We start from the raw sequence: 12,908 nt of genomic DNA on the forward strand, positions 1-12,908 counted from the left end.
TTTCTCTTGGTTACTAGGCGGCGTTCGGCAGCCAGTCTGCCACCGACACGGTGTCCAGCTTCAGCTTCGGTTCGGCCTTCACGACGTCACCCACCGTGGTGATGCTCTTCTCCTTGAGCACCTGCTGAGTGATCAGCACGCCGGGGAACTGCACCGACGACTCGTTGAACTGACCGGCGAGCTTCAGCGAGATCGTCCGCACCACCGCGGCGCCGATCTGGCCCGGGTCGGTCGCGGCGGTGGCCACCCACGGGCTGCCCGCGGCGGTCATGACCTCGAGGTCGGCGTTCGAGATGTCGATGCCGTAGACCTTCACCTTGTCCTGCAGGTTGTTCTGCTTCACGGCCTGGACGACACCCTTGGTGATCTCGTCGTAGGGCGCGAAGATCGCCTTGACGTCGGGGTGCTGCTTGAGCGCCGCGTCGACGAGCGGGATGTTGTCGGTCGCGGTCGACTCGGTGACCTTGCCGGTGAAGAACACCTGCTGGAGCTTGTTGTCGGCGACGACCTTCTTCCAGACCTGGCCGCGCCGGTCGAGCGGGGCGAAGCCGGTGGCCGAGACCAGGCCGACCTTCTGGTTCTGGCCGATGTCCTTGACCATCTGGTCGAGCACGGCCTGCGCCAGGCTCTCGTCGGACTGGCTGGTGTTGATGTATCCGGTGACGTCGGCGGGCAGCGCGACGTCGTAGACGATCGTCGGGATGCCGGCGGCGACGGCCTTCTTCACCAGCGGGGCGATCGTGTCGGTCTGGCCGTGGTCGACGATGATCGCCGCCGGCTTCGAGTCGATCGCCTGCTGCAGGTCGGAGGCCTGCTTGGCGTTGTCGTTGCGCGCGTCGGTGACGGTCAGCTTGATGTTGGCCGCGGCCGCCTGCTTCTGGGCGCCCTGACCCCAGGCTTCGAAGTAGTCGCCCGCGCCACTCTGCCGGACGAGAGCTACCGTTACCGGGTCGGCGTTGAAAGGGCTGGGGAGCGGCGCACTGGCCGTCGGGCCGGTGGACGGCGAGGACGAAGCGTCACTCTCCGTCGAGTCGCTCTGCGAGCAGGAGGCGACGGCGAGCAGCGTGGCGAGCGCGCTGGTCGCGAAGAGCACGGTCCGGCGCGGACGCCGGGCAAGGGTCGTGATGGGCACGTGTTAGAGCATGCACCTGACCAGGAATAACTCCTAGCGGCGGGGTAGGAATCCCAGCATGCGGAACGCAGCAAGGTGGAGGTTGTCATGACATTACTGACTGTTTGGGCCGACGATTCGCCGTCCGAGCCGGAGCTGCGTACCGAGGAGCCGTCGGAGATCGCGGCCGTCCTGAAGGAACACGGCGTCCGGTACGAGCAGTGGCCGCTTGTGGATCTTTCGGACGATTCGACCAACGAGGAGGTTCTGGCTGCGTACCAGGACCGAATCGACGCGGTGAAAAAAACCGAGGGTTACATCCTGGTCGACGTCGTGCAGATGCGTCCGAGCGACGACCCGTCGTGGCCCGAGCTGGTGCGCACGTCGCGGGAGAAGTTCCTCAACGAGCACACCCACGACGACGACGAGGACCGGTTCTTCGCGTCCGGCTCCGGCATCTTCTACCTGCACGTCGGGGGCAAGGTGCACGCGGTGTTCTGCGAGGCCGGCGACCTGCTGTCGGTGCCGGGTGGCACCACGCACTGGTTCGACATGGGCACGAACCCGGAGTACAAGTCGGTCCGGTTCTTCCACGACGAGGACGGCTGGGTCGGCAACTTCACCGGCAGCGCGATCTCGTCGAACTTCCCGACGTACGACGAGATCGCCGCCACCCGCTAGCTGTAGCCGGACGGTTCGGGGTAGGCGCCACGAAGCAGGTGGTCGCCTACCTCGATCGCTTTGTGGGACACCGGGTCGTGCAGCGTGAGCGTCCGGACGTCCCGCCAGTAACGATCGAGGCCGGTGCCGGTCTTGGTGGCGCGGGCGCCGGTGAGCTCGAACACACCCTGGGTGGCGTCGAGCGCGGCCCGGGTGGTGACGACCTTCACCGCGGAGAGCTCCACCGACACCTCGCCGCGCTCGGCGTGGGTCAGCTCCCAGCCCCGGGAGGCCGCCGCCATCCACGCCGCTCCGGCCCGGTCGGTGAGCGCCCTCGCGGCCCGCACCTGCGACTCCAGTTCGCCGTACCGCACCCGCACCAGCGGGTCGTCGGCCGCCTCGGCGACCCCCGAGGTCGCCCACGCGCGTGACTTCGTCCGGGTGTACTCCGCCGCGAAGCGCAGCGCGCCCTCGGCGGTGGCCACCGCCAGCAGCCCGAGCAGGATCTGGAAGCCGAGCGCCGACAGGCTGGGATAGGCCGGGGCGTCCGGGTCGGTCTGCTCGCCCGGCCCCAGGATGTCCTCCTCGGCGAGGAACGCGCCGTCGAATGCGATCGATCCCGACGCCGACGCACGCTGGCCGAGCGAATCCCAGTCCTCGCCGTGCACGACGCCCGCGGTGCGCGTCGGCAGCGCGAAGCCGTACTTCTGGCCGGTCACGGTGTCGGTACCGGACGCGATCACTCGGTCGGACACCTCGGCGCCGGTCGCGAAGAACTTCTTCCCCCGCACCAGGTAGCCCCCGGACGTCGGCTCGAGCTCCAGACCGGCGTCGCGCGGGTTGCCCGCGCCGCCCCACAGCCAGTTGTTCGCGGCGGTCTCGGTGGCCAGCCGCTCGACGACGTCGAGGCGCCGCGCCAGCCGGGTGCGCCAGTTGTGCAGGTAGTGGTAGCCGAGCACGTGCCCGATCGACGTGTCGGCCCGGCCGACGCGCGTGACCACCTCGAACGCGGTCAGCCAGCTCCCACCGTGGCCGCCGTTGCGGGCGGGGATCAGCAGCGGCAGCAGGCCGGCGTCGCGCAGCAGCTCCACCTCTTTGTGCGGCGCGGCACCGGAGCGGTCACGGGCGACGACGTCGGAGCTGAGCTGTGCGGCGACCCGGTCGGCGACGGCGACCCAGCGGGCGTGCTCGGCCGGGTCCGGCCGGTCGGTGGCGGTGTCCGGGTGTTGCGGGTCTGTCATGGGCCGAAGTATCACTCAGCGCAGGTGGGCGTAGCTTTCCGGGTTCGCGTCGAGGTAGTGGGCGAACGTGAGCGGAGGGTGCCCGGTGAGGCGCTCCACGCCGTCGCCGACCCGGCTCAGCGAACCGTCGGCGATCGCCACGTACGAGGTGACCCAGCCGGCCACCTCGAAGTCCGGCGCCCCGTAACCGGCCCGCGACGCGTACGCCTCCTCCACGGTCTCGGCCTGGTACCGGATCGGCCGGCCCACCCGGCGCCCGAGTTCCTCCGCCGCCTCGTCCAGGCTGATCGCCACCGGCCCGGTGAGCTCGTAGGTCTGCTGGTCGGGAGCGGCGGCAACGAGCGCGGCGGCCGCGGCGTCGGCGACGTCGGTGGGGGCCACCGCGCTGACCCGGCCGGTGCCGCCGGGGCCGCGGAGGACGCCGTCCGGGCCGACCAGGGCGGGAAGCATCGAGGTGTAGAACGAGTCGCGCAGGAACGTGAAGCCGAGCCCGGTGCCGCGGAGGTACTGCTCGGTGTGCCAATGGTCACGTCCGAACGTGAACGTGCAGTCCGGCGCGGCCCCGAGGAACGACAGGTACACGACCCGCTCGACCCCGGCCCTCACCGCGGCGTCGATGATCGTCCGGTGTTCGGCGACCCGGTCCGCGGACTCACGTCCGGAAACCAGGAACAGGGTGCCGACGCCGTCGAGCGCGCTGCGCACGGCCGGTGCGTCGGCGTAGCCGGCGCCGATCGACACCGTCGCCGCCGGTCCGTCGAGTGCGGTGGCGGAACCGCGGACCAGCAGGCGGTGGGGCACGTCCGCGGCGGCGAGTCGCGCCGCGACCCGCCGGCCGACCTGCCCGGTAGCACCGGTCACCGCAATGTCTCGTGTCACTCGACCACCTTATGGTGCGGTACGCGATTGCTCAGAGTGCCGAGTCGACCACACGGAATCGATCGAGCGGCCAGAATGAGGACTCCCGAGGTGAGGAGTTCCGATGGAGGACACCCGCACGCTTCTGGAGGACTACGTCAGTTCGGGGAAGGTGATCCAGCTGGCGACGCTCGACGCCGCCGGGGCGCCGGTGGTGTGCAACCTCTGGTTCGCGAGCGCGTTCGGCCCCGATCGGATCTGGTTCATGTCGCGCCCCAACCGTGAGCACTGCGCGAACCTCCGGGCCGATCCCCGCGTCGCCGGCGCGATCCTCGCCATCGAGCTCGAGGGCATCGAGCAGGACGTCCGGGGAGTGACGTTCGTCGGCGCGGCCAGGGAACTGCCGACCGTCGGCATCGACGAGCAGATCGCCGCCTACTCCGGCCGCTGGCCGCAAGCCGCGGACGCGATCGCCCCGGAGGCGTTAGCCGCCGAGGCGACACCGCACCGGCTGTACGAGATCACGGTCGAGAAGTGGGTGCTCTTCGACGAGCTCTACTTCCCCGACCAACCCAAGCAGCCGGTGCGGGTCAGCCGCTAGGCGTCGGCGAGGGCTTTGCGGACCTTGTCGGCGGGGCCGGTGACGGCTTCCTGGAGGGACGAGCCGGCGTAGATGCCGCCGTAGGCCGGGGTGCCCGGCTGGTAGCGGCGGCCCTCGGCGAGCGGGCCGGCGTCCACGGCGTCGTAGCCGATCGTGTCCAGGAACGCGGTCACCGCGGCCTTCGCGTCGGCGTCGTCACCGGCGATCGCGAGCGCCGACCGGTCCGGAGCGCCGTTCGGCCGGGCCAGCGAACGCAGCGACTCCCAGTAGATGTTGTTGAACACCTTCACGACGTGCGCGCCGGCCAGGTGCTCCTGCAGGAGTTCGCTCGCCGTCGTCGAATCGTCGTCGAGAGTGGGGAACTCACCGTCGCGGGCCGGGTAGTAGTTGTTGGTGTCGAGCACGGGCTTCCCGGCCAGCGGCTCGGCCGGAACCTGCTGGTAACGCCCGAACGGCACCGAGACCACGACCAGGTCGCCCGCCGCGGCCGCCTCGCTCGCGGTCGCCGCCCGCGCCTTCGGGCCGAGTTCGGCCACCAGGTCGGCCAGTGTGTCCGGTCCGCGCGAATTGCTCACGACGACGTCGTAGCCGGCCGCCACCGCGAGCCGGGCAACGGTGCCACCGATGTGTCCACTGCCGATGAATCCCACAGTCGTCATGTCGACGCCAACCCGGTCACCGCGCGGTGCATTCCGTCACCGCACCCGGCGCAGCCAGCACTCGTCGCCGTTCTCGTCCTCGAGGAGGAGACGAACGGACGTCAGCTCCCGGATCGTCCACGCCTCGATGCCGAGCCCGGCCCGGACACGCAGCGTCGAGCCCTCCCGCGAGTAGGCGAGCGCGTAGGCGTCCCCGGTGTCCGGGTCGTCGGGCACCTCCACCTGACGCACCTGGATCGACCCGTGCGTCGTGAACGTGAACTCGCGCCGGCTGATCCCGGACTCCTCCACCATCACGGCCAGCCCCCACGGAACCGAGCACCCGGTGAGGTCGACGGGCTGCCAGACGTTGCCCTCGAGTGTCGCCACCTGCGCGTCACCGGCCACGAGCGCCTGCGCGGCGCCCGGGGCCTCGGGCGCCGACCCGCAGCCCGCCAGCACGGCCGCGCCGACGAGCGCGAGCGCGGTGATCCGGAACATCCCCAGCCCTCCAATTATCGACATTCGCCCCGGTTTCGCATTATTGGTTGGCTCGGTTTCAGAACCGGACGGACGCGCCCGGAAATAGACTCGAGCATGTTCACCAAGCGCTTCACGGTCGTGCCGGCCGCCTACGTGCTGCTCCGCCGCGACGACGACCAGGTGTTGCTGCAGCTCCGCCAGAACACCGGCTACCTGGACGGTCACTGGGCGCTCGGCGCGGCCGGGCACGTCGAGCGGGGCGAGTCGGTGTTCGAGGCCGCCTGCCGGGAGGCCGCCGAGGAACTCGACGTCGGGATCGACCCCGCTGCACTGACGCCGCTCTGCGTGATGCACCGGACGAAGCGGTCCGGCCAGGCGATCGACGAACGCGTCGACTTCTTCTTCGAATGCCGGACGTGGCGCGGCGAACCGCGTCGGCGCGAACCGAAGTACGCCGCCGACCTGCGGTGGGTGACGCTGGACGCGCTACCGGAGCCGGTCGTCCCGCACGAGCGGCACGTGCTCGAAAAGCTGAGTGACGGGACACTCGAGGCGGTTGTACCGTTCGGCTTCTGATGACCGGCAGCCTGGAATTCCACAGTCCGCTCTCCCCGGAACGTGCCCGGCGGATCGTCGACCGGCTCGCCGGTGGCCACCCGGCGACCGTGCTCGACCTCGGCAGCGGCTGGGGTGCGCTGTTACTGCGCCTGCTGGACGCGATCCCGGGCGCGACCGGCGTGGGGATCGAGATCAACACCGACGACGTCGCGCGGGGCCGGGACCTCGCGCGCCGCCGCGGCCTTGCCGACCGGGTCGAGTTCGTCGAGGAGTCCGCGGTCGGCACCGAGCGCGGCCCCGCCGACCTCGTGCTCTGCGTCGGGTCCGGCCACGCGCTCACCGAAACCCCCGGCGACTTCGCCGGGACGCTGCGTGAACTGCGCCGTCTCGTGGCGCCGGGCGGGCGGGTCCTCTACGCGGAGGGCTTCTGGCAGCGCACCCCCACCGACGCCGAGCTGGCGCGGATGTGGCCAGGAGCCACCGGGGCCGACCACACCGACCTCGCCGGCCTCGTCGAGATCGCGGTCGGGGCCGGATTCCGGCCGGTGTGGACGGAGACCGCCACCGAGGACGAGTGGGAGCAGTTCGAATCCGGCTACCAGGCCGACCTGGAGGAGTGGCTGGCCGCCCACCCCACCCACCCGGACGCCGCGGCCCGGCGTCAGAAGGCCGACAGCCACCGGGCGAGCTGGCTCGGTGGCTACCGCAACGTTCTGGGTATGGCGTATTTGACCCTGGCGCCGGTCGGCCGGTAGCCGATCGAACTCGGGCGGCGCGAAAGGGGGCGGAGGGGGATGGCGGGCCGGTTGCCGTGCTGCCCCGAGCCGGCACGGATCCCGGCGCTCGCCTGCCCGAACGGACACTGCACCTCCGACCTTGCGTAAATCTTGTGCGGTAGCCGAGTCCCTGTTTACTGGGGAGTCAACAACTACGGGGGAGGGGACGAATGCCCCAGTTCCGGCTGCTCGGACCGCTGGAGATGACGGTCGGGGATCGGGTCGTGAACCTGGGGCCGGTCAAGCGCCGAACCGTTCTCGCGGCGCTGCTCGTCGACGTCGGCCGGCCGGTTCGGGTCGAAACGCTCGTCGACCGCGTCTGGGACGACGAGCCGCCGGCGAAGGCGCGTGACGTCCTCTACGCCCACATCGCGCGGATCCGCAGCGCGCTCGTCGGGTCGAACGTCGTCGTCGAGCGGCGCTCGGGTGGGTACGCGCTGCACGTCGACCCCGACCAGGTCGACGCGCACCTGTTCCGGCGTCTGGTCGCCGAGGCGCGGGCGGAGGACTGTCCCGACGAGCGTCGGGCCACGCTGCTGCGTGCGGCACTCGACCTGTGGCAAGCGGCCCCGCTGGCCGACGTGCCCGGCAGTTGGGCGGCCGGCGTCCGGGAGAACCTGGAGCAGCAGCGCCGCAGCGCGGTCGCGCTCTGGGCCCGCACGCTGAGCGATCTCGGGCGACCCGCCGCCGTCGTCGACACGCTGCGGGAGTTGGTGACGGCCGAGCCGCTGGCCGAGCCTCTGCTCGTCGAACTGGTGCGGGCGCTGCACCGGGCCGGTCGCGCCGCCGAAGCGCTCGACACCTACGCCAGGGCCCGTGCCCGCATCGTCGACGCGCTCGGCGTGGAGCCCGGTCCCGAGCTGCGCGCGATGTACGAGGCCGCCCTGCACGCCGACGAGCGAACCGAGCAGCCGGCCTCCACGCCGACGGTGACCGCGGGGGAGAGCGGGCCCGTGCCGGCGCAGTTGCCGGCCGACGTCCCCGCGTTCACCGGGCGCGAACCCGCGCTGACCGAGCTGACCGAGCGCCTCACCGGTCCCCGCCCGGCCGGCGCGGTCGTCGTGTCCGCGGTGGACGGTACCGCCGGGGTCGGCAAGACCGCGCTGGCCGTCCGCTGGTCGCACCAGGTCCGTGACCGTTTCCCGGACGGGCAGCTCTACGTCGACCTGCGCGGTTACGGCACCGAGCCCCCGGTTCCGCCCGCGGCCGCGCTCGCCGGTTTCCTCACCGCGCTCGGCGTCGCCGCGCGTGACGTCCCGCTCGACATCGACGAACGGGCCGCGCGCTACCGCACCGAGCTGTCCGGGCGGCGGCTGCTGCTGGTGCTCGACAACGCGTCCTCGGTCGAGCAGGTCCGTCCGCTCTTACCCGGGTCACCGACCTGCGCGACGCTCGTGACCAGCCGCGACGTTCTCAGTGGCCTGGTCGCGGTCGACGGCGCGCACCGGATGTTCCTCGACCTGCTGGAACCGGCCGAGGCGATCGCGTTGCTGCGGTCGTTGGTCGGGCGCCGGGTCGACGACGATCCGGACGCCGCCGGCGAGCTGGGCGAGCAGTGCGGCCGGTTGCCGCTCGCGCTCCGGATCGCGGCCGAGCTGGCCAACGCCCGCCCGCAGAGCCCGCTGGCCGACCTCGTCACGGAGCTGGCCGATCACCGCGCCCGGCTGGAGCTGCTCGACGTCGGCGGCGATCCGCGGGCCGACGTGCGTGCCGTGTTCTCGTGGTCCTACCGGCGCCTCCCCGACCGCGTCGCGCGCATGTTCCGGCTGCTGGGCGCGCACCCGGGCGCGGAGTTCGACGCCTACGCGGCCGCCGCGCTCGCGGACGTCGACGTGAGCGACGCGGTCGGGGCGCTCGACGCGCTGGCCCGCGCGCACCTGGTCCGGCCGGTGGCGGCCGGGGCGTACGACCTCCACGACCTGCTGCGGGCCTACGCCCGGTCGGAGTCCGATCCGGGTGACGACACCGAAGCCGGGACGAGGCTGTTCGACTACTACCTCGCGGCCTCGGCCGCCGCGATGGACGTCCTCTACCCGGCCGAACGGCACCGGCGCCCCGTCCCACCGGCGATCCGCACGCCGCTGCCGGTGCTGCCGTCGGCGGAGGACGCCCGGGTGTGGCTCGACCGGCACCGGGCGGTGTTGATCGAGGTCGCGCAGCACACCGCGGCCCACGGCCGGTCCGACGTCACCGGCGCACTGGCCTCGACGCTCTACGTCTACCTCGACAACGGCGGGTACTCCGCGGACGCGCTCACCGTGCACAGCTGCGCGCTCGACGCGGCGTCGCGGGCCGGCGACCGGGCCGGGGTCGCCGCGGCGCTCTCGCACCTCGGCGTCGTCTACTGGCAGATGGGCCGGTACCCGGACGGGACGGATCACCTGGAGCGGGCGCTCGTCGTGTTCCGCGAGCTCGGCGACGCGGTGGGGGAGGCGCGGACGGTGGGCAACCTCGGGGTGATCTGCCAGCAGACCAGCCGTTACGTCGAGGCCGAGGAGCACCACACGGCCGCGCTCGCGCTGTTCCGGAAGATCGGCGACCGGGTGGGGCAGGCGAACACCGAGACCAACCTCGGCGACATCCTGATGCGGTTCGGCCGGAACGAGGAGGCGATCGACCTGCTGGCCGACGCGCTCGAGCAGTTCCGTGGGCTCGGGCACGACGGGGGAGAGGCGACCGCGCTCACGAACCTCGGCGAGGTGCACCTGAGCCTCGGACGGCCGGAGGAGGCCGCCGGCTACCTGCGTCAGGCGGTGCGGTTGTTCGCGTCGATCGGCGAGCGGTACGGCGAGACGTGTGCGCTCAACGGCCTCGCGGAGGCCGAGCTCGGCCGCGGCTCGGCGTCGGCGGCCGACCGGTTCGCCGAGGCGCTCGCGCTGGCCACGACGATCGGCGAACGGGCCGAACAGGCCCGGGCCCACCTGGGCCTGGCCCAGGCCACCGACCGGGCCCGGGAGCACCTCGAACAAGCGCTGGCGCTCTACACGGACCTGGGTTCCCCAGCCGCCGACGACGTCCGCAAACGGCTGGAGAACCTCGGGACCTAACTCAGCACTTGGACTTGTAGACGGCGTTGGCGCCCTCGCCGTCGATGTTGTCCTTGGTCAGGATCGTGAACCCGGTCTGCACCTTCGGCGTCACGCTGCCGCCGTCCAGCGAGGCCACCGCCGCGTCGACGCCGAACTTGCCGATCTCGGCGGGCTGCTGCGCGATCAACGCCTGCACCGTGCCGGCCCGCAGCGCCGCGACCTGGTTCGGTCCGGCGTCGAACCCGATCACCTGGATCTTGCCCGCTTTACCGGACTGCTTGATGCCGGTGGCGGTGCCCTCGGCCGAGAACAGGTTCAGCGCGAACACCCCGACGATGTCCGGGTCCTTCTGCAGCGCGGCGCTGATCAGGTTCGACGCGGTGGCCGGGTCGTTGTTCGAGTACTGGATACCGACGTACGTGAACTTCGAGTCGGCCTTGACCGCGTCCTCGAAGCCCTTGGCCCGCTGGTCGGTCGTCGAGATGCCGGGCGTGACGCCCATCGCCAGCACCTTGCCGCCCTGCGGCGCGAGCTTCTGGATCGCCTCGAACGCGGCCTTGCCACCACCGATGTTGTCCGACGCGATCGCCGACACCGCCACCGACGGGTCGTCGACGGTGGTGTCGACGAGCACCACCTTGACCCCGGCGGCCTTGGCCTGGTTCAGCGGCCCCTGCATCGCGGTGACGTCGGTCGGCGCGACCAGCAGCGCGTCCGGCTTCGAGGTGACCACCGAGTCGACGATCGGCTTCTGCAGCGTCGGGTCGAACTTCGTCGGGCCCTGCGTCTTGACCGTGACGCCGAGCTTCTTCGCCTCGGCCTCGATCCCGCACTGCATCGTGATGTAGAACTCGTCGCCCTGAACGCCCTGGACGAACTGGATGTTGTAGTTCTTGCTGGCCTTGTCGACGGAAGCCTGTGACGAGGCGGCGGGCCCGTTGTCGGCCGCCGACCCCTTCTCCTCGTCGGGTTTCGACGACGAGCACGCGGCCAGCGCGAGCGTGGCGGCACACAGTACGGCGAGGGGCATTCGTTTCATGAGGACGCCTTTCCAATCAGCTTTGACCGGAGAGAGAAGCGCTGGGCGCCGGCGCCGCGAGCGGCGGCCTTCCGGCGACTCTGGTCGAAGTAGACGGCGGCGACCAGGACCGTGCCGACGGCGACGCCCTGCCAGAACGGCTGGACCCCGACGATGACGAACCCGGCCTGCAGCACCGCCGGGATGAACAAGCCGACCACGGTGCCGAAGATCGAGCCTTCGCCGCCGAAGATCGAGGTACCGCCGATGACCACGGCGGCGATCACGTTGAGGTTGGTGAGCGACTGGCCGGCGATCGTCGTCGTCCCGAACTGGGCCAGCGCGAGCACGGCCGCGAAACCGGACAGCAGCCCGGCCAGGCCGTAGACCTTGATCAGGTGCCGGTCGACCCGGACGCCGACGCGCCGGGCGGCGAGTTCGTTCGAGCCGACCGCGTAGGTGTACCGGCCGAACCTGGTCCGGTGCAGGATCACGCCACCGATGACGACGACCACGAACGCGGTGAACGGCAACGCGGGGATGCCGAGGATCTTGATGTAGGTGTTGTAGTCGGTCATCACCTCCGGGACGGCCCTGATGTCGATGCCGTCGGTGATGACCTGGGCCAGCCCGAGCGCCACCGACAACGATCCGAGCGTGACGATCAGCGGCGGGATCTTGGCTTTCGCGACCAGGAAGCCGTTGAGCATTCCCCAGGCCAGGCCGGAGACGAGCGCGGCGAGGACACCGAGCCCGGCGACGCCCCAGCCCTCGCCGCCGACGGCCTCCATCGTCTTGGCGCTGATCACCGACGAGAAGACGAGCACCGAGCCGACCGAGAGGTCGATACCGGACGTGACGATCACGAACGTCATGCCGACGGCGATGACCGCCCAGACCGCGACGTTCTGCGAGATCAGCGAGAAGTTGCTGGTGGAGAGGAAGCGGTCGCCGGCGACGATCGAGAAGAACAGCACGATCAGCACCAGCACGCCGAGGATCCACACCGACTGGAGCGCGCCCAGCCGCTGCATCAGCGACGGGTGCGCTTCCTCGACGACGTCTTCCGGCAGGGTCTCGGTGGTGGTCATCGGCCCACCTCCAGTGACCCGGTCATGGCGCCGACGAGTTGGTCGACGGTCGTTCCGGCGGCGTCGAACGTGGTGACGCGGGTGCCCAGGCGCAACACCTGGACGCGGTCGGCCACCTCGAGCACCTCGGGCATCGAGTGCGAGATCAACACGACCGCCACGCCCTTGTCGCGCACCCGCTTGATCGTGTCGAGCACGTTGCGGGTCTGCACGACGCCTAACGCGGCGGTCGGCTCGTCGAGGAACACCAGCCGAGCCGCCCAGGTGATCGCCCGGACGATCGCGATCTGCTGCCGCTGCCCACCCGACATCGAGCCGACCGGCGCACCCAGCGCCCGGACCGTGCCCCCGAGCTCGGCGAACCCGGCCGCAGCCTTGGTGCGCATCGCCTTCTCGTCGAGGAACCCCAGCTTCCCGAGCAGGCCGCGCCGCGGGATCTCGCGCCCCAGGAACATGTTCTGCACCGGGCTCAGGTGCGGCGCGAGCGCCAGGTCCTGGTAGACGACCTCCATGCCCAGCGCGGACGCCTGCTGCGGTGTCGTGATCCGCACCGGCGCCCCCTCGAACAGCAACTCGCCCGAGTCGAGCTCGAGGTTGCCGGAGAGTGCCTTCACCAACGTCGATTTACCGGCCCCGTTGTCGCCGATCAACGCGGTGACCTCGCCCGGGTACACCTCGAAGTCGACGTCGCGGAGTGCTCGTACGTGCCCGAAACTGCGATTGAGTCCCCGTGCTTCGAGGAGCGGCGTCGTCAAAACGGATCACCCCGTTCATCCGGTGGTAACGCACATTAGGCGTGTCCCGCGTCACTGTCACCGGTGACAGGTAACGAATACGCAACGGA

13 protein-coding genes are annotated in these 12,908 nt (G+C 70.9%); 5 read left to right on the top strand and 8 right to left on the bottom strand.

Going from position 1 to position 12,908, the window contains the following annotated elements; translation table 11 throughout:
• Window positions 1–13: 13 nt before the first annotated feature.
• Window positions 14–1,132 (bottom strand): substrate-binding domain-containing protein, encoded by a 1,119-nt coding sequence (locus CRYAR_RS04095; RefSeq protein WP_211247255.1) that lies wholly within the window; start codon window positions 1,130–1,132, stop codon window positions 14–16.
• An 87-nt stretch (window positions 1,133–1,219) separates the two neighbouring features.
• Here CRYAR_RS04095 and CRYAR_RS04100 point away from each other — a divergent pair, with 87 nt between their 5' ends.
• A complete protein-coding gene (locus CRYAR_RS04100; RefSeq protein ID WP_035848568.1) occupies window positions 1,220–1,792 on the top strand; it encodes a 1,2-dihydroxy-3-keto-5-methylthiopentene dioxygenase in 573 nt (190 codons plus the stop codon).
• On the opposite strand, the gene CRYAR_RS04105 is transcribed toward CRYAR_RS04100, so the two are convergent.
• Together CRYAR_RS04105 and CRYAR_RS04110 are read right to left on the bottom strand one after the other, a co-directional pair.
• The gene (locus tag CRYAR_RS04105; protein ID WP_035848570.1) at window positions 1,789–3,012 is read right to left on the bottom strand and encodes an acyl-CoA dehydrogenase family protein; all 1,224 of its coding nucleotides are present in this window, start codon (window positions 3,010–3,012) and stop codon (window positions 1,789–1,791) included. The genes CRYAR_RS04100 and CRYAR_RS04105 overlap by 4 nt on opposite strands.
• Before the next feature lie 15 nt (window positions 3,013–3,027).
• The gene (locus tag CRYAR_RS04110; RefSeq protein WP_035848572.1) at window positions 3,028–3,891 is read right to left on the bottom strand and encodes an NmrA family NAD(P)-binding protein; all 864 of its coding nucleotides are present in this window, start codon (window positions 3,889–3,891) and stop codon (window positions 3,028–3,030) included.
• Between the two features lie 103 nt (window positions 3,892–3,994).
• Here CRYAR_RS04110 and CRYAR_RS04115 point away from each other — a divergent pair, with 103 nt between their 5' ends.
• A complete protein-coding gene (locus tag CRYAR_RS04115; protein WP_035848573.1) occupies window positions 3,995–4,471 on the top strand; it encodes a pyridoxamine 5'-phosphate oxidase family protein in 477 nt (158 codons plus the stop codon).
• Here the strand turns inward: CRYAR_RS04115 and CRYAR_RS04120 are convergent.
• Window positions 4,468–5,130 carry an NADPH-dependent F420 reductase gene (locus CRYAR_RS04120; protein ID WP_035848575.1) on the bottom strand — a complete coding sequence of 221 codons (663 nt, stop codon included), beginning with the start codon at window positions 5,128–5,130 and terminating at the stop codon, window positions 4,468–4,470. The two genes, CRYAR_RS04115 and CRYAR_RS04120, sit on opposite strands and share 4 nt — an antisense overlap.
• A gap of 36 nt (window positions 5,131–5,166) precedes the next feature.
• Window positions 5,167–5,610, bottom strand: a complete 444-nt coding sequence (locus CRYAR_RS04125) for a hypothetical protein (protein ID WP_035848576.1) — start codon at window positions 5,608–5,610, stop codon at window positions 5,167–5,169.
• A 96-nt stretch (window positions 5,611–5,706) separates the two neighbouring features.
• Between CRYAR_RS04125 and CRYAR_RS04130 the strand changes: the two genes are divergently transcribed.
• From CRYAR_RS04130 to CRYAR_RS04140, 3 genes are all read left to right on the top strand, one after another.
• On the top strand, window positions 5,707–6,168 hold the full coding sequence (locus tag CRYAR_RS04130) for an NUDIX domain-containing protein (RefSeq protein WP_035848578.1): 462 nt from the start codon (window positions 5,707–5,709) through the stop codon (window positions 6,166–6,168).
• Window positions 6,168–6,905, top strand: coding sequence for an SAM-dependent methyltransferase (locus CRYAR_RS04135; RefSeq protein ID WP_035848579.1), 738 nt, complete (start codon window positions 6,168–6,170; stop codon window positions 6,903–6,905). Before CRYAR_RS04130 ends, CRYAR_RS04135 begins: the two co-directional genes overlap by 1 nt.
• A gap of 191 nt (window positions 6,906–7,096) precedes the next feature.
• A complete protein-coding gene (locus CRYAR_RS04140; RefSeq protein ID WP_035848580.1) occupies window positions 7,097–9,973 on the top strand; it encodes an AfsR/SARP family transcriptional regulator in 2,877 nt (958 codons plus the stop codon).
• Window position 9,974: 1 nt separating this feature from the next.
• Here CRYAR_RS04140 and CRYAR_RS04145 read toward each other — a convergent pair whose 3' ends face one another.
• From CRYAR_RS04145 to CRYAR_RS04155, 3 genes are read right to left on the bottom strand one after another with little or no spacing between them, the layout of a single operon-like run.
• A complete protein-coding gene (locus CRYAR_RS04145) occupies window positions 9,975–10,994 on the bottom strand; it encodes an ABC transporter substrate-binding protein (RefSeq protein WP_035848581.1) in 1,020 nt (339 codons plus the stop codon).
• Window positions 10,991–12,064, bottom strand: coding sequence for an ABC transporter permease (locus CRYAR_RS04150; RefSeq protein WP_035848584.1), 1,074 nt, complete (start codon window positions 12,062–12,064; stop codon window positions 10,991–10,993). Before CRYAR_RS04150 ends, CRYAR_RS04145 begins: the two co-directional genes overlap by 4 nt.
• Entirely contained in the window at window positions 12,061–12,819 is a 759-nt protein-coding gene (locus CRYAR_RS04155; protein ID WP_035848586.1) for an ATP-binding cassette domain-containing protein, read from the bottom strand. The genes CRYAR_RS04150 and CRYAR_RS04155 overlap by 4 nt, the downstream gene beginning before the upstream one ends.
• Between the last annotated feature and the right edge of the window lie 89 nt (window positions 12,820–12,908).

This window comes from Cryptosporangium arvum DSM 44712, from assembly GCF_000585375.1.
Taxonomy (GTDB): Bacteria; Actinomycetota; Actinomycetes; order Mycobacteriales; family Cryptosporangiaceae; genus Cryptosporangium; species Cryptosporangium arvum.